Origin of the sequence: Pseudomonas sp. 22526 (assembly GCF_052044735.1) — a bacterium.
Classification (GTDB): Bacteria; Pseudomonadota; Gammaproteobacteria; order Pseudomonadales; family Pseudomonadaceae; genus Aquipseudomonas; species Aquipseudomonas piscium.
The window spans coordinates 71,578-92,630 of sequence record NZ_JBQENK010000009.1 but is presented as its reverse complement, the minus strand read 5'-3'; the positions used below and the strand labels follow the sequence as shown (position 1 = coordinate 92,630).

Here is a 21,053-nt window from a genome sequence, read left to right as displayed (position 1 = left end):
TGTGCCGGGCATCCGTTGTCTGCGAAAAGTCAGGAATGCCTTAATCCGTCTGTTTCGGCCATGGACAATAACAGCCCACCGCCAAGGTGTGGGTGGCGTTCACTGCGCGGCCTTCGTGCAGGGCCTGGAGGATAGGTTCGATAAAGCTGTTGCTGGAGTTGCAGGTCAGGCCTTCGCTGTAGGGGCCGAAGTAGGCCAGGGTGCCGTTGCGGTCCCAGATCGCCACGGCCGGGCTGGCGGGGATCTGCTCCGAGCCGGGCAGGCCGTCGAGGACTTTCAGGCGGCTCAGGGTGGCGGGCAACTGGCCGTGGCTGCCGGCCTTCTGTACCGAGTAGAACTCCACGCCCTGCGGGCCGTAATGCTCGATCAGCTCGGCCAGGTGCTGCTGGTTGCCGACATTGCACGGGCAGGCCGGGTCCCAGAAGTGCACTAGGCGGATGGCGCCTTCGCCGGCGAGGCCGGGAGGCAGTTGCAGCGGGTCGCCGGAAAACACCGCGGTGTGTTCGCTGAAGGTCCGCAGGAAACGTCCCTGGAACCAGTCGTAGGCGACCCACAGCACCCCGGCGCACAGGAGGGCGAGCAGGCTGGCAAGCAGGGTCGTGCGGTAGGGCAGACGCATACGGATCATTCCTCGAAGGTCGCGTAGCTTGCCATGCTTGCCCCGACAGATGAATATCGCAGGCCGATAAAGCCTGTTTCGCGTTCCGCGCCACCCTGGGAAAACCCTTATGCCTGCGACCTTCGACCCCGACCTTCTGCGCGCCAGCCTGCGGCCCCTGGCCGAGGCGCAGCCGCTCTCGGCCCAGGCCCAGGCCTATCAGCGTTTCTACGGGCTGGATCTGCCGGTCAAGCGTGGGCTGGGGCGTTTTTCGGTCGGCGGTTTTGAGGTGGTCGGCCAGGTCTGGTGGCCCGAACAGCCGGTGGCGACCTTGTTTCTGCTGCACGGTTTCTACGATCACATGGGCTTGTACCGGCATGTGATCGAATGGGCGCTGGAGCGGCAGTGGGTGGTGATTGCCTGCGACTTGCCGGGTCATGGGCTGTCCAGCGGCGAGCGCGCCAGCATCGATGATTTCGCGGTGTACCAGGCGGTGCTGCAAGGCTTGTTCGACGAGGCCCGGTCTCTCGATCTGCCGCAGCCCTGGCACCTGTGCGGGCAAAGCACGGGCGGCGCGATCGTGATCGATCACCTGCTCAACCAGGGCGCCCAGAGCCCGGCCCAAGGCCAAGTGATCCTGCTATCGCCGCTGGTACGCCCGCGTGCCTGGGGCTGGTCGAAGCTCAGCTATTACATGCTTCGGCCCTTCGTCAAAGGCATCGCCCGGCGCTTCAGCGAGAACTCCACCGACCCCGATTTCCTGCCGTTCCTGCAGCGCGACCCGTTGCAGCCCCTGCGCTTGCCGACCGCCTGGGTCGGGGCGTTGGCGCAGTGGATCAAGCGCATCGAGCTGGCCCCGCGCAGCAACCGGCAGCCCCTGATCGTTCAGGGGCAGGCGGACATGACGGTGGATTGGCAGCACAACCTGCAGGTGATCCAGCAGAAGTTCCAGCAGCCCCAGGTGCTGATGCTGCCCGAGGCGCGGCATCACCTGGCGAACGAAGCGGCGCGCATTCGCCAGGAATACTTCGCTTTCCTGAACCAGCATCTTTGAACGGATTCACGCACTTGTAGCCGCTGCCGCAGGCTGCGATAGGTCCGCAGGACCTCAGCGGTCGCAAGATCGCCGCGACCGTACCGGTCGATCGCAGCCTACGGCAGCGGCTACAGGCAGTGTTTAGGCGGCGTTTTTTGGGGGGCGCTTAGGGTGCGAGGCTGGAAGTGCTCTGGCCTACAGCCAGCCCGGCGCGGATCGCGGCCAGGGCGGCTTGGTAGTAGGCCTTGCCTTCGGCGGACTCGGCGAAGTTGGCGAACTCTTCCAGCTCGGGGTCGGACAGGTCGCGATAGACGTACAGCAGGGTGTTGTTCAGGTCGTTGCCGATCTGCGCCATCAGCCGCTGGCGCTGGCCGTTGAGCATGTTCTGCGCCTGGCCGGCCCCCAGCAGGCCGGGGATCATCTGGCTCAGGCTGTCGGCGGCCACCCCGGCGATCGCCAGGCTGACTTCCGCGCCGGCTTCACGGGCCGGCAGCGCCTGGGCCAGGTGACCGATGATCAATTGACGGGTATCGCTGGCCTGCATCTTCGGCAAGCCCTGGGCATTCTTCGCCAGTTGGTCGCGGCGGGTCGCCAGCAATTCGGCGGCGATGATCTTGCGCCCCAGCGGCGATTGGAAAAACTTCAGGGCCGGCTTCGGGTCGGCGAGGTTCTGCCGCAACTGTGCCTGGGCACGGCGGTCCATGGCCTGCGGGGCAAAGCGCTGGTTGCTGTTATTGACCAGCGCCTGATAGACCGCTGGCGGCAGGCTATTCTGGTAACGCTGCTGGGCGGCGGTGAGGGCATCGTTGAAATGCGCGCGTTGTTCCGGCCAGCCGGCGACCTTGTACAACTGGTCGTGGCCGTCTGCCCAGGCGGGCAACACACAGAACATCAACAGTGAAAAAAGCAAACGGCGCATAAGGACTCCTGTCGGCAGCCCACTATTCTCCGGGGCGAGGCGATGGTTGTCGAGAATTCGTATCAGGTTCAGTACGCAAACTGTCCGATCGAACGACGAACAGAGACAGCAGCCAAGCTGCTTGGTCAGAATTATCTTGAGGATCTGTCGGATTCATCTGGGTGTGGATACTATGCGCGCCATGCAAATACCCTCTGATCACCCGCTGCTGTTACGCATTGTCGATGACCTGGCCACCCGTGGCTGGTCGCAGCAGAACATCTTCCTGCCAGAAGCCCTGACCCTGGAACTGGCGGCCGAGTGCCGCAAGCGCGCGGCCGAAGGCGAGCTGGCGCCGGCGGCGGTTGGCCGTGGCCCGGCGCAGGAGATTCGCGAGGGGATCCGTGGCGATCACATCCAGTGGCTCGAGCCCGGCCAGGCCGACTGCTGCGATACCTACCTGGGCTTGATGGACAGCCTGCGCGAGGCGCTGAACCGCGGGCTGTTCCTAGGCCTGGAAGACTTCGAAAGCCATTTCGCCCTGTACCCGCCAGGGGCGTTCTACCTCAAGCACGTCGACCGTTTTCGCGACGATGACCGGCGCATGGTGTCGGCGGTGATTTACCTCAACCAGGACTGGCTGCCGGAGCAGGGCGGGCAACTGCGCATGTACCTCGATGGCGAGAGCGAATACGACGTGGATCCCGCCGGCGGCCGGCTGGTGGTGTTCCTCTCCGGCGAGGTGCCCCACGAAGTCCTGCCCGCGACCCGGGAGCGCCTGTCCTTGACGGGCTGGTTCCGCCGTCGCGGCAACGAGCCGTTCTGATCATGCACAAGATCCTGGTCAGTCGCTGCCTGCTGGGCCACCGCGTGCGTTACGACGGCGCGGCCAGCGGGCCGTTCGAGCAACTGGCGAGCTGGCAGGCCGAAGGGCGGGTGGTCGCGTTTTGCCCGGAAGTCGCCGGTGGCTTGCCGACGCCACGGGCGGCCGCGGAAATACCCGGCGGCCAGGGCGGCGAAGTGCTCGATGGCCTGGCGCAGGTCATCACTACCGAGGGTGAGGATGTCAGCGCCGAGTTCCTCAGCGGTGCCCGGCAGGCGCTGGATCTGGTGCGCGAGCATGGGATTCGCATCGCCGTGCTCAAGGCCAACAGCCCATCCTGCGGCAACCTGCTGACCTACGACGGCAGCTTCAGCGGGGTCAAGGTCAGCGGCGAGGGCGTCACCGCCGCCTTGCTCAAGCGGGCCGGGGTGCAAGTGTTCAGCGAGCTGGAACTGGCCGAGGCCGCCGCGGCCCTGGCCGCCCTCTCCCTGTAGCCGCTGCCGAAGGCTGCGATAGGTCCGAAGGACCTCAGCGGTCGCAAGATCGCGGCCGTACCGGCCGATCGCAGCCTGCGGCAGCGGCTACAGTCTCAAGGCTTGGGCGGCTTGCTCGCATCCATGCCGAACCATTTTTCCGACAACGCCATCAGCCGGCCATCGGCCTTGATGCGCTGCAGCGCGCCGTCGAGGCTCGCCTGGAACGCCGGATTACCTTTCTGGAACGGGATCGCCAGGCTCAGGGTCGGCCCGACCTTGGCGCCTTCCTTCACTGGCAGGCGGCTGTCGCGAATGGCGTAAGGGATCAGCAAGCGGTCGCTGATGGCGGCGTCGAGCTGCTTTTCCGCCACATCCTTGATGGGTTGCTGGGCGTTCGGGTAGCTGCGCAGGTCGATGCCGTCCACGGTGCGCGCCTGCTCGACGAACTGGCTGCCCTGGGCCACGCCCAGTGCCTGGCCCTGGAGCGCCTGCAGGCTGGCCAGCGCGCGCTTTTCTTCCTTGCGTACGATCAATTGTGCGCTGGAATAACTGTAAGGCTCGCTGAAGTCGAAACGATCCTTGAGTTCCGCAGTCATTGCTATGTGATTGATGGCGATGTCGTAGCGGCCGCTTTCGACGCCTGGCAGCAGGTCGGCGGCGTCGGTGACCACGAAGTCCGCCCGCACATCCAGCTCGCGAGCGAGCAGTTGGCCCAGTTCGACTTCGAAGCCGGTGAGTTTGCCGTCGTCCTTGAAGTTGAAGGGCGGGGTGTTGGCCTCCAGGGCGATACGCAGTTCCCCGCGGTCATTCACTTCGTCGATCAGTTCGGCTTGAGCGTAAGTGCTCACAAGAGGTAGCAAAAGTATCAGGCCAGGCAGAAAACGCATGGTCACTCCTTGAATTTGTATGTGCGATGCGCTGTTCAGGCTCGCTTTGCTATGGTGTTGATTGCCCTTCGACAACGATATGCCACGAAGTTGTCATAACCGTACCGATTTTGCGGAAAAACTGGAGAGTAGAATGAAAACCTTTATGTCTCGTGCTGCATTGGCCGGCCTGATGCTGGGGGCTTCGATGTTGGCTTCTGCGGCGGATATTCCTCGCACCAAGGCGCCGGAAGGCGCTTCTGTCTTTATCGTCACCCCGGTCAATGGCGATACCGTGGCCAAGACCTTCAAGGTCAAGTTCGGCGTCAGCGACATCTCCCTGGCTCCCGCCGGCGACCAGACTCCGCACACCGGGCACCACCACCTGCTGGTCGACGTCGACAAACTGCCGGCCGAGAATATGCCGATCCCGGCCGACGCCCAGCACATCCACTTCGGCAAGGCCCAGACCGAAACCGAACTGACCCTGGCCCCGGGCAAGCACACCCTGCAGCTGGAGCTGGGCGACAAGAACCACGTGCCGTTCGACCCGCCGATCGTTTCGGAAAAGATCACCATCACCGTCAAGTAAGCGGGCGGCAAACAAAGCTGCCGGTAAATAAAACTGCCGGTAAATAAAACTGCTTGTAAAAAAAAGGGAGGCCCCAGGGCCTCCCTTTCTTATTGCCAGCGAGCGCTTAGAACAGCACGCGGCTGCGGATGGTGCCGTTGACGTGTTGCAGCTTCTCTTGCGCCAGCTCCGAGTATTCGGCGTCGACGTCGATCACCACGTAGCCAACCTTCTCGTTGGTCTGCAGGAACTGACCGGAGATGTTGATGCCGTTTTCGGCGAAGACCTTGTTGATCTCGCTCATCACACCCGGGATGTTCTCGTGGATGTGCAGCAGGCGGTGCTTGCCAGGGTGAGCCGGCAGGGCCACTTCCGGGAAGTTCACGGAGGATACCGAAGTACCGTTGTCGCTGTACTTGACCAGCTTCTCCGCCACTTCCAGGCCGATGTTGGCCTGGGCCTCGGCAGTCGAACCGCCGATGTGCGGGGTCAGGATCACGTTGTCCAGGCCACGCAGCGGGCTTTCGAACTCTTCGTCGTTGGAGCGTGGCTCCACCGGGAACACGTCGATGGCGGCGCCGATCAGGTGCTTGTCCTTGATCGCTGCGGCCAGGTGGTCCAGCTCGACCACGGTGCCGCGGGCGGCGTTGATCAGGATGCCGCCCTTCTTGATGGCGCGGATTTCCTTCTCGCCGATCATCCACTGGGTGGCAGCGGTTTCCGGAACGTGCAGGGTGACGATGTCGGACATGCCCAGCAGCTCGTGCAGGTTGCCGACCTGGGTGGCGTTACCCAGTGGCAGCTTGGTCACGGTGTCGTAGAAGAACACTTGCATCCCCAGGCCTTCGGCCAGGACCGACAGTTGGGTGCCGATCGAGCCGTAGCCGACGATGCCCAGCTTCTTGCCACGGATCTCGAAGGAGTTGGCCGCGCTCTTGATCCAGCCGCCACGGTGGCAGGAGGCGTTCTTCTCTGGGATACCGCGCAGCAGCAGGATCGCTTCGGCCAGCACCAGTTCGGCTACGGAACGGGTGTTGGAGTAGGGTGCGTTGAACACCGCGATACCGCGCTCGCGAGCCGCGTCGAGGTCGACCTGGTTGGTGCCGATGCAGAAGCAGCCAACAGCGACGAGCTTCTTCGCGTGATCGAAGATTTCTTCAGTCAGTTGGGTGCGGGAGCGAATGCCGATGAAGTGCGCATCAGCGATCTTTTCCTTCAACTGGGCTTCCGGCAGAGAACCGGTGAGGTACTCGATACTGGTGTAGCCCGCGGCCTTGAGGACGTCGACAGCCGATTGGTGGACGCCTTCGAGAAGAAGGAACTTGATCTTGCTCTTATCGAGAGAAGTCTTGCTCATCTGCGTAAACCTGTGTCCCGGAGAAAAATGGCAGGAAATGGTCAACAGATGCTGACCCGGACGGCAGGAAAGCCGTCGCCGCAGAACGCCCTTCGGCACTATTCTGCGGGGGGTCGTATGCTAGCATACGGACCCCGCGAAACACTCGTTCCTGCGACGTGAAGCGTTCTCAGGATGACCATGAATTGTTCGAGAGTTCTGTCGATGACCAATCCTGCGCTGATTGATGAGCTGAAGACCCTGGTCGAGGCGGGCAAGGTCCTGACCGATGCCGACTCCCTCAACGCTTACGGCAAGGACTGGACCAAACACTTCGCCCCGGCGCCGAGCGCCATCGTCTTTCCCAAGACCATCGAGCAGGTCCAGGCCATCGTGCGCTGGGCCAACCGGCACAAGGTCGCGCTGGTGCCGTCCGGCGGCCGTACCGGCCTGTCGGCTGCCGCGGTGGCGGCCAATGGCGAAGTGGTGGTGTCTTTCGACTACATGAACCAGATCCTCGACCTGAACCTGACCGACCGCACCGCGGTCTGCCAGCCGGGCGTGGTGACCGAGCAGCTGCAGAACCGCGCCGAAGAAAACGGCCTGTATTACCCGGTGGACTTCGCTTCCGCCGGTTCCAGCCAGATTGGCGGCAATATCGCCACCAATGCCGGCGGGATCAAGGTGATTCGCTACGGCATGACCCGCAACTGGGTGGCCGGCATGAAGGTGGTCACCGGCAAGGGCGACCTGCTGGAGCTGAACAAGGACCTGGTCAAGAACGCCACCGGCTACGACTTGCGTCAGCTGTTCATCGGCGCCGAGGGCACCCTGGGCTTCGTGGTCGAGGCCACCATGCGCCTGGAGCGCGCGCCGAACAACCTCACGGCGATGGTGCTCGGGACTCCGGATTTCGACTCGATCATGCCGGTGCTGCATGCCTTCCAGGGCAAGCTCGACCTGACCGCCTTCGAATTTTTCTCCGACAAGGCCCTGGCCAAGATCCTTGGTCGCGGTGACGTACCGGCGCCGTTCGAGACCGACTGCCCGTTCTATGTGCTGCTGGAGTTCGAAGCCAGCAACGAGGACGTGGCCAACGACGCCCTGGCCACCTTCGAGCACTGCGTGGAGCAGGGCTGGGTGCTGGACGGCGTGATGAGCCAGAGCGAGCAGCAACTGCAGAACCTGTGGAAGTTGCGCGAGTACATCTCCGAAACCATCTCGCACTGGACCCCATACAAGAACGACATTTCGGTCACCGTGTCGAAGGTGCCGGCTTTCCTGAAGGATATTGACGCGATCGTTGCGGAAAACTACCCGGACTTCGAAGTGGTCTGGTATGGCCACATCGGCGACGGCAACCTGCACCTGAACATCCTCAAGCCGGACGACCTGAGCAAGGACGAGTTCTTCGCCAAGTGCGCCACCGTCAACAAGTGGGTGTTTGAAACCGTCGAGAAGTACAACGGCTCGATTTCCGCCGAGCACGGCGTGGGCATGACCAAGCGCGATTACCTGACCTACAGCCGTTCGCCGGTGGAAATCGACTACATGAAGGCGGTCAAGGCGGTGTTCGACCCGAACGGGATCATGAACCCGGGCAAGATTTTCGCTGTTTGACCCCAGGGTCAATCAAGCAGCGGTACCTGATGAACCAAACGAGCAGGAGTCGGTAATGAGCTATCAGCACCAGTATGTCGACGGTACCCGTATTCATTTCCCGGTCGGCAAGATCGTGTGCATCGGGCGTAACTATGCCGAGCACGCCAAGGAACTGGACAATCCGGTGCCGACCGAGCCGCTGCTGTTTATCAAGCCGGGCAGTTGCGTGGTGCCACTGGAAGGCGGCTTTGCCATCCCCACCGAGCGTGGCTCCGTGCATTACGAGGCGGAAATCGCGGTATTGATCGGCAAGCCGCTGTCGACCAAGCCCAGCCGCGAAGAAGTGCTGGATGCCATCTCCGGTTTCGCCCCGGCCCTGGACCTGACCCTGCGCGACAAGCAGGCCGAGCTCAAGGCCAAGGGGCTGCCCTGGGAAATCTCCAAGTGCTTCGACGGCGCCTGCGTGCTGGCGCCCTTTGTGGTCGGCAGCACCTTCCCGGACCTGACCGACATCAATATTCGCCTGACCATCAACGGCGAGGTCCGTCAGGACGGCAACAGCAGCATCATGCTCAACCCGATCGTACCGATGATCCAGTACATGGCCGGCTGCTTCTCCCTGCAGGCGGGCGACGTGATCCTCACCGGCACTCCGGTGGGCGTCGGTCCGCTGAACGTCGGCGATGAGCTGGTGCTGGAACTGCCGGGCGTCAGCCGCTTCGAAAGTCGCGTTAGCTGATCCAGCGGTTTCTGGCGTGAGGCTTGCCTGCAATGGGCGGGCCTCTTCGGCGAAAGTGCTGATCCCTGGGACATTTCAGACGTTTTGCCGTTTTTTTCACATCCGTTCTGGATAATTTTCTGATTACAGACGTCTGAGTCTGCCCCGATGTGCTATTACCCATAGCTGGTTTTCTGGAACGCTCCCCATGTCCATGCCTCACACCCCCGAGCTTCAAACTGTTCGCCGTCGCGGTTTGTTCGCCATGCGCTGGTATTCCTGGCTGTTGCTGTCGGGCGTGGTGATGTATGGCATTGCGATCGCCATGCACTGGGACGACCGTGGCCTGCTCTGGGTGCTGGAGCGTTTCGAAACCCCGGCCGAACGCCAGGAAAGTGTCTGGCTGCCGGATTACCGCGCGGTGATCGATGCCAAGGCGCTGCCGGGCATGGAGAAGGACGAGGCCTCCGATCTGGCCTACAACCCGCAGACCAAGACCCTGTTTTCGGTGATGGGCAAGAACCCCTTCCTGGTCGAGCTGAACCTGCAGGGCGATGTGCTGCGCAAGATGCCGCTGGTGGGCTGGAGCAACCCGGAAGGGGTGACGGTCATGGAGAACGGCCTTCTGGGGATTGTCGACGAGCGCGATCACCTGCTGACCATCGTCAAGGTGGATGCCAATACCCGCGAGCTGAATATTTCCGATTTCCCGAAATACGACCTGGGGCCTTCGCAGGACCAGAACAAGGCGTTCGAAGCCGTGGCCTGGGACCCGCGCAAGCAGCAGTTGCTGCTGGGCGAGGAGCGTCCACCGGCGCTGTTCACCTGGAGCAGCGACGGTAGCCAGACCCTCAAGGGCGACAAGCAGAAACTGGAAAGCGATGAGCTGGACCTGCGCAACCTGTCCGCCCTGAGCATCGACCCGCGCACCGGTCACACCCTGGTGCTGTCCGCCGATTCGCACATGTTGCTGGAGCTGGACGAAACCGGCGAGCAGGTCAGCTTCATGACCTTGCTGGGCGGTTTCAACGGCCTGAAAAACACCATTCCGCGGGCCGAGGGCGTGGCCATGGATGAGCAGGGCAACCTGTACATGGTCAGCGAACCCAACCTGTTCTATCGCTTTGAGAAGCACTGATTCAGAAGTTTCTGGCGGCAAAGGGCCATAAATCCGGCATACGCCCGCTGCGATTAAGTTTAAATTCATCCGGCTGTGATATTTCATCCGCCTGATTTGTATTTGAGCTTGCCAGCATGCGTCGACTCGCCTATCCCAAACCGCTGTTTCTCCTCCTGTGTTTTATCCTGCTGGTGCTGTTGGGCATTGCCGGGCAGCACCACCGTTACTTCGAGCGCCTGTGGTTCAACTGGCGGGTCATGTCGCAGCCGGTCAACACCGACGCGATTGGCCTGGATGGTTATCGGGTGACCCTCGAAGGGCAAAAGATCGAGGGCCTGGATGACGTCTCGGCGCTGACCTACGACCCGGTGCGCAAAAGCCTGTTCACCGTGACCAACAAGAATTCCGAGCTGATCGAGCTGTCGCTCGACGGGCGCATTCTGCGCCGCATCGCCCTGACCGGTTTCGGCGATCCGGAAGCGGTCGAGTTCATCAGCGCCGACACCTACGTGATCACCGACGAGCGCCAGCAGCGGCTGATCAAGATTCATCTGCAGGAAGACACGGTGTTCCTCGACGCCGCGGACGCCGAGCAGATGACCCTGGGTGTGCACATGAGCGGCAACAAGGGGTTCGAAGGTCTGGCCTACGATTCGGTGGGCAAGCGCCTGTTCGTCGCCAAGGAACGCGACCCGATGCTGATCTACGAGGTCAAGGGCTTCCCGCATTACGACCCGGAGAAGTCCTACGCGGTGCATGTGGTCAACAACCCCAAGCGCGATGCCGGGTTGTTCGTGCGTGACCTGTCCAGCCTGCAATACGACGAGCGCACCGGGCATCTGCTGGCGCTGTCGGATGAGTCGTGGCTGGTGCTGGAACTGGATGTGGATGGCCGGCCCCTGAGCACCATGTCGCTGCGCAAGGGCCGGCAAGGCTTGCAGGCCACGGTGCCGCAGGCCGAAGGCATTGCCATGGACGACGACGGCACCCTGTACCTGGTCAGTGAGCCGAACCTGTTCTACGTCTTCAAGAAACCAGCGGTAGCCCCGTAGCCCTGTAGCCGCTGCCGAGCAACGCGAGGCTGCGTCCGGGCGCGCAGCGGCCGTAAACCAGGCAACCCATTCTGTCAGGCAATTCGCGTACCCGGATCAGCGAGGACTGCGTCCTCGATCGCAGCCTCGCAGGCTCGGCAGCGGCTACAAAGACCGGCTATAGGCTACCGCTTAAAACTGCCACTGCACGCCGAGGGAATAGCCGGTCTGGCTGCCTTCGGCGTGACCGATCCGGCCGTTGACCTCGGCGTACAGTCCCAGCTGCGGCGTGATCGCCAGCTGGCTGCCGAGCTGGGCGCGGCCGAAGCTCTTGTCCACGCCACCCAGGCGGGCCACGCGCACCTGATCATCGGCGCGGCTGGTCAGGTCCAGGTCGTCCAGGCGGCCATCCCCCAATTCCTTGACCCAGGCCAGGTCGCCATAAGGCAACAGGCTCATGCCGTAGGGCAGGGCGACGGCACCGCGAACGCGCCAGCCGAGGCTGGCTTCCAGCGAATCGAATGACTGCTCCTCATAACTCAGTGCCGTGCGCAGGTCCTGCTTCTCGTGGAACTGGTCGATGCGGTAGTGGGTGTAATCCAGGCCGGCGAAGGGGCCGCTCTTGATCGCGCCGAAATCCAGGTCGTAACCGCCGAGCACGCGGGCGCCCAGGGTCAGGGCGTCGGTATCGCCCGTCAGTTTCTGGTTCAGCAGCACCGGGCCACCGTTGGCCTGGATCACCAGGTTGCGCTTGGATTCGAAGCTTGTGCGCCCGACGCTCAGGTCGCCGGCCAGCCATTGCGGGCCGCCGTCATTGAGCAAGGCGTAGACCGCGGCCTGCCAGGTGTCGCTGTCGAGCTTGCCGCGATGCTCGAGCTTGTCGCGGCCGTTCTGGTAGCTGAGGCTGGCGCCGAGGTTCAGGCTCGAATTGAGCTGGTAGTCGCCCAGGGCATGCACCCCCAGCCGACGCGCCTCGGGATTGGGCGCGCTGTCGAAACCGCTGTCGGGGCTGTATTCGCCGTCGATGCCGATCTCGCCATCGAAACTGCCGACTTCCCGACCCATCGCCTGCAGGGTCAGCCAGCGCCGGTCGTGCAGCCGGACCATGGCCTGATGCTGGCGTTGCAGATGATCCTGCTGGTTGCGCGCCACGGCGCCGCCGGAAGCGGTGGAGGCCAGCAGGTCGGCGTTGGTCAGCTCCAGGACCAGGCGGCTGAGCAGGCGCGAGTAATCCCGCAGGCGCTGGTCGATGCGCTCCTGGCCGAAGGCGTTGGTCAGCACCGCCTTATTGTCCTCGGCGGGATCGTGCCAGGTGGAGCCGCCGGGGATGGCCGGGTTGGTGGTCTGGGTGTAGCCGTCCAGGTCGCCGATTTCCCAGTTGGTGGCCTCGATGTAGAGAATCGGGATGTTCAGCCCTTCGAAGGCTTCGCCATCGCTGCAGCAGCCGGTGCCCGCGGGGTAGGCCGGGTCGAGGCCGGGGTTGGTGAACAGATTGATCTGCAGTTCCCTGGCGATCTGCAGGGTGTGTTCGCGCAACGAGGCCAGGGCCGGGTTGGCGGTGCTGTTCTGGCCGGCATGGGCATACATCATGTCGCCGGTGATCAGGCTGTCGAGGTTGATCATGGCCAACATGTTGGCGCGCTGGCTGGCGCTGAGGGCGTCGACGAACGCCCTGGAGCCGCGCAGGCCTTCCTCCTCGGCACCGAAGCCGACCACCTGCAAGCCGTTTTCCAGCTGCAGCCCGCCGAGGTTGCGGGCGATTTCGGTCAGGACGCTGGCGCCGGAACCGTTGTCGTCCAGGCCTTGCAGGGTCGGGCGGCCGAAATAGGTATCGAAGTGCGCGCCGACCACCACGTACTGCGGCTTGCTCCCGGCGGCGTAGGCCACCACGTTTTGCGAGCTGCGGCTGCTGCCACCGGCAGTCCAGGAAAAGTCCTGGCGGCTGATGTCGTAGGCGCTGCCCATCTGGCTCTGCATCCAGTCGGCGGCACCGGCGAAGTTGCTGGTGCCGCGGTAGCGGCCCGGGTAGTCGTTGATCAGTTTGTCGAGGGTGGTGGCCGCGTGTTCGCCATATTCATAGGCGAGGGCCTGGGTGGACAGCAGAACGCCGGCAAGACTGACAGCAAGCGTGAGAGGTTTGAGCACGGTGATCTTCCTTGGGGGTGAAAAACGGGGGCCGTTGCACAATGCGCGCCTCTTTCCTTGGGCGACCCTGTATTGGCGCATTGCTTAAACCGAACGTCGCCTGGCGGTAATTTGTAACGGATTTGATACCGGAAGTCGTGGGCCGTGCTGAGACCTGGTGGGCGAATCTGGATATTCCTGCGGCTAAATGCGGCGAAAAGTAGCGGTATGGACGAAGTTGGTGCGGGAGGGGGAAGGAAGGGTGTCGGACCGGATACGGATCGAAGGCATTCGCCCCCGCCATTGCGGCAGGGGCGAAATCGGTGGCTTCAGGCGGTGAGGGTCTTCACGCCTTCGCTGGTGCCCAGCAGCAGTACGTCGGCCGGGCGGGCGGCGAACAGGCCGTTGGTGACCACGCCGACAATCGCATTGATCTGCGCTTCCAGTTCCACCGGGTTGGTGATCTGCATGTTGTGCACATCGAGGATGATGTTGCCGTTGTCGGTGATCACGCCTTCCCGGTAGACCGGGTCGCCACCGAGCTTCACCAGCTCGCGGGCTACATGGCTGCGGGCCATCGGGATTACTTCCACCGGCAGCGGGAAGGCGCCCAGCACCGGCACCAGCTTGCTGGCGTCGGCGATGCAGATGAAGGTCTTGGCCACGGCCGCGACGATCTTCTCGCGGGTCAGGGCCGCGCCGCCGCCCTTGATCAGGTTCAGGTGCTCGTCGCTTTCGTCGGCGCCGTCGATGTAGAACTCCAGGTCGCTGACGGTGTTCAGTTCGTACACCGGGATGCCGTGGCCCTTGAGGCGCGCCGCGGTGGCTTCGGAGCTGGCGACCGCACCGTCGAAGGCAGCCTTGTGCTGGGCCAGGGCGTCGATGAAGCAGTTGGCGGTGGAGCCGGTGCCGACCCCGACGATGCTCTTGTCATCGAGTTTCGGGAGGATGAGGTCGACGGCAGCCTGGGCCACGGCCTGTTTGAGTTGATCCTGGGTCATGCGGGCTCCGGAAGCGGGCAAGGGGGAACGGAAAGGCCGGCATTATAGGCCGCTGTCCTGAGCAGGTCATTGCCCGTTTGGCAAACCGCTTTTGTAGCCGCTGCCGCAGGCTGCGATCGGCCGCGAGGCCGTGACGCCCGAGAGTGCGCTGCAGCTCCTGCGGACCTATCGCAGCCTTCGGCAGCGGCTACAGAGGGTTAAACCTCTGGATTCGTGTGGTCGCCCGGGCAAACGCTGGGTTAGACTCGCTGGCCCTGCCCAACCCGCTCAGTGATGCTTTCCGATGCTCGAACAGTACGTCAAAAAGATCCTCACCTCGCGCGTTTACGACGTTGCCGTAGAAACCCCGTTGCAGACTGCCCGCCAGCTCTCCGAGCGGCTGGGCAATCAGATCTGGCTCAAGCGCGAAGACTTGCAGCCGGTGTTCTCGTTCAAGATTCGCGGCGCCTATAACAAGCTGACCCAGCTCAGCGACGCGGAGCGCGCCCGTGGCGTGGTCACCGCCTCGGCCGGCAACCATGCCCAGGGCCTGGCCCTGGCGGCCAAGGTGCTGGGGGTGAAGGCGACCATCGTGATGCCCAAGACCACCCCGGAGATCAAGGTCGAAGGCGTGCGTTCCCGCGGTGGCAAAGTGGTGCTGCACGGCGATTCCTTTCCGGAAGCCCTGGCCTACTCGCTGAAACTGGTGGACGAAAAAGGCTACGTCTATATCCATCCTTATGACGATCCGCACACCATCGCCGGGCAGGGCACCGTGGCGATGGAAATTTTGCGCCAGCATCCGGGGCGCCTGGACGCGATCTTCGTGCCGGTCGGCGGTGGCGGCCTGATCGCCGGCATTGCGGCCTACGTCAAATACCTGCGGCCGGAAATCAAGATCATCGGCGTCGAGCCGGACGATTCCAACTGCCTGCAAGCGGCCATGGCCGCCGGCGAGCGCGTGGTGCTGCCAACCGTGGGCATCTTCGCCGACGGCGTCGCGGTGGCGCAGATCGGCCAGCACACCTTCGACATCTGCAAGGACTACGTGGATGAAGTGATTACCGTCAGCACCGACGAGATCTGCGCGGCGATCAAGGACATCTACGACGACACCCGCTCCATCACCGAACCGGCTGGCGCCCTGGGCGTGGCCGGGATCAAGAAATACGTCGAGCAGCGCGGCGTCAGCGGGCAGACCCTGGTGGCCATCGACTCCGGCGCCAACGTCAACTTCGACCGCCTGCGCCATGTCGCCGAGCGCGCCGAACTGGGCGAGGGCCGCGAAGCCATCATCGCGGTGACCATTCCCGAGCAGCCGGGCAGCTTCAAGGCGTTCTGCGAAGCCATCGGCAAGCGCCAGATCACCGAGTTCAACTACCGCTACAACACCGGCAGCGAAGCGCACATCTTCGTTGGCGTGCAGACCCACCCGGAAAACGATCCGCGCAGCGCGCTGATCGCCAGCCTGTCCGAACAGGGCTTCCCGGTGACCGATCTGACCGACAACGAACTGGCCAAGCTGCATATCCGTCATATGGTCGGTGGGCATGCCGCGCGGGTCAGCGACGAAGTGGTGTTCCGCTTCGAGTTCCCGGAACGTCCGGGCGCGCTGTTCAACTTCCTCAACAAGCTCGGCGGGCGCTGGAACATCTCGATGTTCCACTACCGCAACCATGGCGCGGCCGATGGCCGGGTGGTCGCTGGCCTGCAAGTGCCGGCGAACGAACGCCATCTGGTGCCGGCGGCGCTGGCGCAGATCGGGTACCCGTACTGGGACGAGAGTGATAACCCGGCGTATCAGCTGTTCCTCGGCTGAACGGCTACGCTGACTGGGCGCCTTTAAGGAATCGAAACCATGGAAACGCTGACCACCCTCAAGGTTATCCACATCGCCGCCACCGCATTGCTGTTGCTCAGCGGTCTCGGCCTGGCGCTACTGGCCTGGCGCAAACGCAGCGCCGGCCCGGCCGTTACCGTGCAGCGCCCGTGGGTGTTCGTGTGGCTGCTGATGGGCATAAGCCTGGTCAGCATGCCGTTCACCGGTTGGTGGCTGGTGCACCTGATCGGCTGGCCGCTGGGGCAAACCTGGATTCTGGGCTCCAGCATCATCTATACGGTGGCGGCGCTGTGCTGGTTCTGGCTGGTGGCGCGGCTCAATCGTCTGCGGTTGGGCAAGGGCGGCAGCCTGAATTTCACCCTGGCGCTGGCGATCGTCAGTTTGCTGGGGTTTGTCGCGATCGCCGGATTGATGGGGGCCAAGCCGGTCTGACGGCCTGGCGGCCTGATCGCGAGCAAGCTCGCTCCTACAGGGAAAGGGCGTCGTTCAGCGCATTTGCGTTCGACGCCGGTCTGTAGGAGCGAGCTTGCTCGCGATGGCGTCCTCAGTCGCGCAGGCTGATTACCGGCCAGCCGCGCTGCTGGGCCAGGGCGCGCAGGTTCGGGTCCGGGTCCACGGCGATCGGGTTCGCCACCAGATCCAGCAGCGGCAAGTCATTCATCGAATCGCTATAGAAGTAGCTGCCTTCCAGGTTGTGGCCGGTTTCCTCGAGCCAGCGCGTCAGGCGGGTGACCTTGCCTTCGCGAAAGCACGGGACGTCGGTGCTGCGCCCGGTGTAGCGGCCGTCCTGCATCTCGCACTCGGTGGCGATCAGGGTTTCCACGCCCAGGCGTTCGGCGATCGGCGCGGTGACGAAGCGGTTGGTGGCGGTGATGATCACCAGCTTGTCGCCGGCGGCCTTGTGCTTGGCCAGCAATTGCGCGGCCTTGGGCAGCATCAGCGGCTCGACGCAGTCGCGCATGTAGTCGCGGTGCCATTGATCGAGCACGTCCATCTCGGTGCGGCCGAGAACCTCCAGGCAGAAGTTCAGGTACGCGGCCTGGTCGAGCTTGCCGGCCAGGTAGTCCTGGTAGAACTCGTCGTTGCGGGCCTTGTAGGTGACGGCGTCGAGGAAGCCTCGTTCGCACAGGTAATCGCCCCAGGCGTGGTCACTGTCGCCGCCCAGAAGGGTGTTGTCCAAGTCGAATAAAGCCAGGCGCATCACGGTTACTCGCTGATAAGTCTGAAAAAAGGCGACCAGAATACGGTCTTTTCACAAGAGTGCACATAAGGTAGGAAGCCTCGTTGCTGCTTTCACAACCTTTGTGGAACAATGCGGCGACATGCGTTTGCGAGGTTGTTGCCGTGATCGACCCCGATGGTTTCCGCCCCAATGTCGGGATCATTCTGACGAATGATGCCGGCCAGGTGCTATGGGCTCGCCGTATCAATCAAGATGCCTGGCAGTTTCCGCAAGGGGGAATCAACCCCGAAGAGACGCCGGAAGACGCTCTGTACCGCGAGTTGAACGAAGAAGTAGGCCTGGAACGCGAAGATGTGCAAATTCTCGCCTGCACCCGGGGCTGGTTGCGCTATCGTTTGCCGCAACGCCTGGTCCGTACCCACAGCCAACCGCTGTGCATCGGCCAGAAACAGAAATGGTTTCTCCTGCGCCTGATCTCCAACGAGCAGCGGGTGCGGATGGATTTGACCGGTAAACCGGAATTCGATGGCTGGCGCTGGGTCAGTTATTGGTATCCGCTGGGCCAGGTGGTGACATTCAAGCGCGAGGTTTATCGCCGCGCTCTCAAAGAGCTTGCCCCGCGCCTTCTAGCGCGCGACTGACGACGGAGTTCGACCCCGAGCCATGCTCAATACGCTGCGCAAGATCGTCCAGGAAGTTAACTCCGCCAAGGATCTCAAGGCGGCGTTGGGGATTATTGTGTTGCGCGTCAAAGAGGCCATGGGCAGCCAGGTCTGCTCGGTCTATCTGCTGGATCCGGAGACCAACCGTTTTGTCCTGATGGCCACCGAGGGCTTGAACAAGCGCTCGATCGGCAAGGTCAGCATGGCACCCAACGAAGGTCTGGTCGGCCTGGTCGGTACGCGCGAAGAACCGCTGAACCTCGAAAACGCCGCCGATCACCCGCGTTATCGCTACTTCGCCGAAACCGGCGAGGAGCGTTATGCCTCCTTCCTCGGCGCGCCGATCATTCACCACCGCCGGGTCGTCGGTGTTCTGGTCATCCAGCAAAAGGAGCGTCGTCAGTTCGACGAGGGCGAAGAAGCCTTCCTGGTGACCATGAGCGCCCAGCTGGCGGGGGTTATCGCCCACGCTGAAGCCACCGGCTCGATCCGTGGCCTGGGCCGGCAGGGCAAGGGCATCCAGGAAGCCAAGTTCGTCGGCGTGCCCGGCTCGCCAGGCGCGGCGGTCGGTACCGCGGTGGTCATGTTGCCGCCGGCCGACCTGGACGTGGTGCCTGACAAGAGCATCACCGACATCGACGCCGAGCTGGCGCTGTTCAAGACAGCTATCGAAGGCGTGCGCGCCGACATGCGCACCCTCTCGGAAAAACTCGCCACCCAGCTGCGCCCCGAAGAACGGGCGCTGTTCGACGTCTACCTGATGATGCTCGACGATGCCTCCCTGGGCAGCGAAGTGACCACCGTGATCAAGACCGGCCAGTGGGCCCAGGGCGCGTTGCGCCAGGTGGTCACCGATCACGTCAACCGTTTCGAACTGATGGACGATGCCTACCTGCGCGAGCGGGCGTCGGACGTCAAGGACCTGGGTCGCCGCCTGCTGGCCTACCTGCAGGAAGAGCGCCAGCAAACCCTGGTCTACCCCGACAACACCATCCTGGTCAGCGAAGAACTGACGCCGGCCATGCTCGGCGAGGTGCCGGAAGGCAAGCTGGTCGGCCTGGTCTCGGTATTGGGTTCGGGCAACTCCCACGTGGCGATCCTGGCCCGGGCCATGGGCATCCCGACGGTGATGGGTCTGGTCGACCTGCCGTATTCCAAAGTCGACGGCATCCAGATGATCGTCGACGGCTACCACGGCGAGGTCTACACCAACCCCAGCGACGTGCTGCGCAAGCAGTTCGCCGATGTGGTCGAGGAAGAACGGCAACTGGCCCTGGGCCTGGATGCGCTGCGCGACCAGCCGTGCGTGACCCTGGACGGCCACCGCATGCCGCTGTGGGTCAACACCGGCCTGCTGGCGGATGTGGCGCGGGCGCAGAAGCGTGGCGCCGAAGGCGTGGGCCTGTACCGCACCGAAGTGCCGTTCATGATCAACCAACGCTTCCCGAGCGAAAAGGAGCAGCTGGCGATTTATCGCGAGCAACTTTCCGCCTTCCACCCGCAACCGGTGACGATGCGCAGCCTGGACATCGGCGGCGACAAGTCACTGTCGTATTTCCCGATCAAGGAAGACAACCCCTTCCTCGGCTGGCGCGGTATTCGCGTCACCCTCGACCATCCCGAGATTTTCCTCGTCCAGACCCGCGCCATGCTCAAGGCCAGCGAAGGCCTGAACAACCTGCGCATTCTCCTGCCGATGATTTCCGGCACCCACGAGCTGGAAGAAGCCTTGCACCTGATCCACCGCGCCTGGGGTGAAGTGCGCGACGAAGGCACCGATGTGCCGATGCCGCCGATCGGGGTGATGATCGAGATCCCGGCCGCGGTGTACCAGACCAAGGAGCTGGCGCGCCAGGTGGACTTCCTGTCGGTCGGTTCCAACGACCTGACCCAGTACCTGCTGGCCGTGGACCGCAACAACCCGCGGGTGGCGGACCTCTACGACTACCTGCATCCGGCGGTGCTGCAAGCCTTGCAGACCGTGGTGCGCGACGCCCATGCCGAAGGCAAGCCGGTGAGCATCTGCGGCGAGATGGCCGGCGATCCGGCAGCCGCGGTGCTGCTGATGGCGATGGGCTTCGACAGCCTGTCGATGAACGCCACCAACCTGCCGAAAGTGAAGTGGATGCTGCGTCAGATCAATCTCAGCAAGGCCAGGGAACTGCTGGCCGAGCTGATGACCATCGACAACCCGCAAGTTATCCACAGCTCGCTGCAACTGGCGCTGAAGAACCTGGGCCTGGCGCGGATGATCAATCCGGCGTCGGCCAAGACCCTTTAAAAACGATCGCGAGCAAGCTCGCTCCTACAGCCGCCGNCGATAGCGTCCGCCCAACCGCCGCTAAACCCTCAGTTCCACTTCCCCCAGATGCCCGCCATAGGGCCCGAAGCTGCGCTCGACTATGTGCCTCGAACCATCGGCCCGGACGATCAGCGCGGTGCTGGCCCGCGTGCCGTAACTGGGGCTGGCGATAAACACGCTCGACAGCAGGCTCTCGGTGGCCAGGCCGACCCCGGTATCGGGCAGGTCGGCAAAGGGCGCGGTCTGCGCATCGCTGAGCAGGGCGAGCAGAGCCTGGGGTTGCGGGTCGGCCAGCACTTCCTGCAGCGCCGCCTTGGCCTTGAGCAGCTTGGGCCAGGGTGTGTCGAGCCCGGCATTCGACAGGCCGTACAGGCCACTGCCCAGTCGCTGCGGCTCACGGGCCAGGGCGTTGTAGTGCCAGAGCTGCTCAGGGGTGCCCACTAGCAGGTTGAAGCCGGCATATTCCAGGGATCGGCCGACAACGTCGCTGAAATAGTCGTCTATCGACATCTTGCTGCTGAGAAAGCGCGCCACCAGTTCGCCTCGGGAACGGCGCGCGGGGGGCTGGTGGGGATTGCGGATATTGGTCAGGGCGGCGAAGCGTCCGTCGGCGCCCAGGCCGAGCCAGGTACCGCCCGCTTCCAGGTCGCGCCCGGCGTAGATGTCGGGGGCTTCGGGCCATTGCGCCAGCGGCAGGCTGGGGCGGGCATAGAACTCGTCACGGTTGGCCGCGACTATCAGGGGCAGGGCGTGGCCGGGCCGCCAGGCGAATACGATCAAGCACATCAGGTCGTCCCTTTTGTGTTTTTTGCCCACTCTACGCACAGATCGACTGGGTATCCATCGCCATCCAGTGGAGCCGAGGGCCATGCATCCGTTACCATGCC

Annotated in this window: 20 protein-coding genes; 12 read left to right on the top strand and 8 right to left on the bottom strand. The window is 63.4% G+C overall.

From position 1 onward, the window contains the following. Nucleotides 1-40: 40 nt before the first annotated feature. A complete protein-coding gene (locus ACTJKT_RS15450) occupies nt 41-619 on the bottom strand; it encodes a DUF6436 domain-containing protein (RefSeq protein WP_440787687.1) in 579 nt (192 codons plus the stop codon). 109 nt (nt 620-728) lie between these two features. Between ACTJKT_RS15450 and ACTJKT_RS15445 the strand changes: the two genes are divergently transcribed. Continuing rightward, on the top strand, nt 729-1,652 hold the full coding sequence (locus tag ACTJKT_RS15445) for an alpha/beta hydrolase (RefSeq protein WP_440787686.1): 924 nt from the start codon (nt 729-731) through the stop codon (nt 1,650-1,652). 148 nt (nt 1,653-1,800) lie between these two features. On the opposite strand, the gene ACTJKT_RS15440 is transcribed toward ACTJKT_RS15445, so the two are convergent. Continuing rightward, the gene (locus tag ACTJKT_RS15440; protein ID WP_025807116.1) at nt 1,801-2,553 is read right to left on the bottom strand and encodes a DUF2059 domain-containing protein; all 753 of its coding nucleotides are present in this window, start codon (nt 2,551-2,553) and stop codon (nt 1,801-1,803) included. Between the two features lie 172 nt (nt 2,554-2,725). On the opposite strand from ACTJKT_RS15440, the gene ACTJKT_RS15435 reads away from it, so the two are divergent. Next, complete coding sequence (locus ACTJKT_RS15435; RefSeq protein WP_023967934.1) at nt 2,726-3,358, top strand: 2OG-Fe(II) oxygenase; 633 nt, start codon at nt 2,726-2,728, stop codon at nt 3,356-3,358. Nucleotides 3,359-3,360: 2 nt separating this feature from the next. Continuing rightward, entirely contained in the window at nt 3,361-3,849 is a 489-nt protein-coding gene (locus tag ACTJKT_RS15430) for a DUF523 domain-containing protein (protein ID WP_440787685.1), read from the top strand. A gap of 95 nt (nt 3,850-3,944) precedes the next feature. Here ACTJKT_RS15430 and ACTJKT_RS15425 read toward each other — a convergent pair whose 3' ends face one another. Next, nucleotides 3,945-4,718: a transporter substrate-binding domain-containing protein gene (locus ACTJKT_RS15425; RefSeq protein ID WP_440787684.1), complete on the bottom strand. Its 774-nt coding sequence runs from the start codon at nt 4,716-4,718 to the stop codon at nt 3,945-3,947. 133 nt (nt 4,719-4,851) lie between these two features. Here ACTJKT_RS15425 and ACTJKT_RS15420 point away from each other — a divergent pair, with 133 nt between their 5' ends. Further along, a complete protein-coding gene (locus ACTJKT_RS15420) occupies nt 4,852-5,289 on the top strand; it encodes a DUF4399 domain-containing protein (protein WP_044465626.1) in 438 nt (145 codons plus the stop codon). A 106-nt stretch (nt 5,290-5,395) separates the two neighbouring features. Here ACTJKT_RS15420 and serA read toward each other — a convergent pair whose 3' ends face one another. Further along, nucleotides 5,396-6,625 (bottom strand): phosphoglycerate dehydrogenase, encoded by a 1,230-nt coding sequence (gene serA / locus ACTJKT_RS15415; protein WP_007932850.1) that lies wholly within the window; start codon nt 6,623-6,625, stop codon nt 5,396-5,398. 204 nt (nt 6,626-6,829) lie between these two features. Between serA and ACTJKT_RS15410 the strand changes: the two genes are divergently transcribed. The 4 genes from ACTJKT_RS15410 (at nt 6,830) to ACTJKT_RS15395 (ending at nt 11,096) form a co-directional block, all read left to right on the top strand. Next, a complete protein-coding gene (locus ACTJKT_RS15410; RefSeq protein WP_440787683.1) occupies nt 6,830-8,224 on the top strand; it encodes an FAD-binding oxidoreductase in 1,395 nt (464 codons plus the stop codon). A gap of 55 nt (nt 8,225-8,279) precedes the next feature. Further along, entirely contained in the window at nt 8,280-8,945 is a 666-nt protein-coding gene (locus ACTJKT_RS15405; protein WP_028683527.1) for a fumarylacetoacetate hydrolase family protein, read from the top strand. 187 nt (nt 8,946-9,132) lie between these two features. Further along, complete coding sequence (locus ACTJKT_RS15400) at nt 9,133-10,062, top strand: SdiA-regulated domain-containing protein (protein WP_440787682.1); 930 nt, start codon at nt 9,133-9,135, stop codon at nt 10,060-10,062. Nucleotides 10,063-10,178: 116 nt separating this feature from the next. Next, nucleotides 10,179-11,096, top strand: a complete 918-nt coding sequence (locus ACTJKT_RS15395) for an SdiA-regulated domain-containing protein (protein ID WP_440787681.1) — start codon at nt 10,179-10,181, stop codon at nt 11,094-11,096. 171 nt (nt 11,097-11,267) lie between these two features. On the opposite strand, the gene ACTJKT_RS15390 is transcribed toward ACTJKT_RS15395, so the two are convergent. Together ACTJKT_RS15390 and rpiA are read right to left on the bottom strand one after the other, a co-directional pair. Continuing rightward, nucleotides 11,268-13,220, bottom strand: coding sequence for an autotransporter domain-containing protein (locus ACTJKT_RS15390; RefSeq protein WP_440787680.1), 1,953 nt, complete (start codon nt 13,218-13,220; stop codon nt 11,268-11,270). Nucleotides 13,221-13,528: 308 nt separating this feature from the next. After that, entirely contained in the window at nt 13,529-14,200 is a 672-nt protein-coding gene (gene rpiA, locus ACTJKT_RS15385; RefSeq protein ID WP_009051359.1) for a ribose-5-phosphate isomerase RpiA, read from the bottom strand. Between the two features lie 283 nt (nt 14,201-14,483). Here rpiA and ilvA point away from each other — a divergent pair, with 283 nt between their 5' ends. After that, nucleotides 14,484-15,998, top strand: a complete 1,515-nt coding sequence (gene ilvA, locus ACTJKT_RS15380) for a threonine ammonia-lyase, biosynthetic (protein ID WP_025807125.1) — start codon at nt 14,484-14,486, stop codon at nt 15,996-15,998. 39 nt (nt 15,999-16,037) lie between these two features. Continuing rightward, nucleotides 16,038-16,451, top strand: coding sequence for a DUF2269 family protein (locus ACTJKT_RS15375; protein ID WP_440787679.1), 414 nt, complete (start codon nt 16,038-16,040; stop codon nt 16,449-16,451). Between the two features lie 112 nt (nt 16,452-16,563). On the opposite strand, the gene ACTJKT_RS15370 is transcribed toward ACTJKT_RS15375, so the two are convergent. After that, on the bottom strand, nt 16,564-17,220 hold the full coding sequence (locus ACTJKT_RS15370) for an HAD family hydrolase (RefSeq protein WP_025807127.1): 657 nt from the start codon (nt 17,218-17,220) through the stop codon (nt 16,564-16,566). 143 nt (nt 17,221-17,363) lie between these two features. Here ACTJKT_RS15370 and ACTJKT_RS15365 point away from each other — a divergent pair, with 143 nt between their 5' ends. Further along, nucleotides 17,364-17,843: an RNA pyrophosphohydrolase gene (locus ACTJKT_RS15365; RefSeq protein WP_007927344.1), complete on the top strand. Its 480-nt coding sequence runs from the start codon at nt 17,364-17,366 to the stop codon at nt 17,841-17,843. A gap of 22 nt (nt 17,844-17,865) precedes the next feature. Further along, nucleotides 17,866-20,145: a phosphoenolpyruvate--protein phosphotransferase gene (gene ptsP, locus ACTJKT_RS15360; RefSeq protein ID WP_097306579.1), complete on the top strand. Its 2,280-nt coding sequence runs from the start codon at nt 17,866-17,868 to the stop codon at nt 20,143-20,145. Nucleotides 20,146-20,205: 60 nt separating this feature from the next. Here ptsP and ACTJKT_RS15355 read toward each other — a convergent pair whose 3' ends face one another. Continuing rightward, a complete protein-coding gene (locus ACTJKT_RS15355) occupies nt 20,206-20,952 on the bottom strand; it encodes an NRDE family protein (protein ID WP_440787678.1) in 747 nt (248 codons plus the stop codon). Nucleotides 20,953-21,053: the final 101 nt, after the last annotated feature.

Coding starts and splice junctions, on each gene's coding strand:
- ACTJKT_RS15420 (WP_044465626.1), top strand. CDS start 4,852: ATGAAAACCTTTATGTCTCGTGCTGCATTGGCCGGCCTGATGCTGGGG.
- ACTJKT_RS15400 (WP_440787682.1), top strand. CDS start 9,133: ATGTCCATGCCTCACACCCCCGAGCTTCAAACTGTTCGCCGTCGCGGT.
- ACTJKT_RS15435 (WP_023967934.1), top strand. CDS start 2,726: ATGCGCGCCATGCAAATACCCTCTGATCACCCGCTGCTGTTACGCATT.
- ACTJKT_RS15450 (WP_440787687.1), bottom strand. CDS start 619: ATGCGTCTGCCCTACCGCACGACCCTGCTTGCCAGCCTGCTCGCCCTC.
- ilvA (WP_025807125.1), top strand. CDS start 14,484: ATGCTCGAACAGTACGTCAAAAAGATCCTCACCTCGCGCGTTTACGAC.
- ACTJKT_RS15405 (WP_028683527.1), top strand. CDS start 8,280: ATGAGCTATCAGCACCAGTATGTCGACGGTACCCGTATTCATTTCCCG.
- ACTJKT_RS15375 (WP_440787679.1), top strand. CDS start 16,038: ATGGAAACGCTGACCACCCTCAAGGTTATCCACATCGCCGCCACCGCA.
- serA (WP_007932850.1), bottom strand. CDS start 6,625: ATGAGCAAGACTTCTCTCGATAAGAGCAAGATCAAGTTCCTTCTTCTC.
- ACTJKT_RS15425 (WP_440787684.1), bottom strand. CDS start 4,718: ATGCGTTTTCTGCCTGGCCTGATACTTTTGCTACCTCTTGTGAGCACT.
- ACTJKT_RS15410 (WP_440787683.1), top strand. CDS start 6,830: ATGACCAATCCTGCGCTGATTGATGAGCTGAAGACCCTGGTCGAGGCG.
- ACTJKT_RS15395 (WP_440787681.1), top strand. CDS start 10,179: ATGCGTCGACTCGCCTATCCCAAACCGCTGTTTCTCCTCCTGTGTTTT.
- ACTJKT_RS15370 (WP_025807127.1), bottom strand. CDS start 17,220: ATGCGCCTGGCTTTATTCGACTTGGACAACACCCTTCTGGGCGGCGAC.
- ptsP (WP_097306579.1), top strand. CDS start 17,866: ATGCTCAATACGCTGCGCAAGATCGTCCAGGAAGTTAACTCCGCCAAG.
- ACTJKT_RS15355 (WP_440787678.1), bottom strand. CDS start 20,952: ATGTGCTTGATCGTATTCGCCTGGCGGCCCGGCCACGCCCTGCCCCTG.
- rpiA (WP_009051359.1), bottom strand. CDS start 14,200: ATGACCCAGGATCAACTCAAACAGGCCGTGGCCCAGGCTGCCGTCGAC.
- ACTJKT_RS15445 (WP_440787686.1), top strand. CDS start 729: ATGCCTGCGACCTTCGACCCCGACCTTCTGCGCGCCAGCCTGCGGCCC.
- ACTJKT_RS15440 (WP_025807116.1), bottom strand. CDS start 2,553: ATGCGCCGTTTGCTTTTTTCACTGTTGATGTTCTGTGTGTTGCCCGCC.
- ACTJKT_RS15430 (WP_440787685.1), top strand. CDS start 3,361: ATGCACAAGATCCTGGTCAGTCGCTGCCTGCTGGGCCACCGCGTGCGT.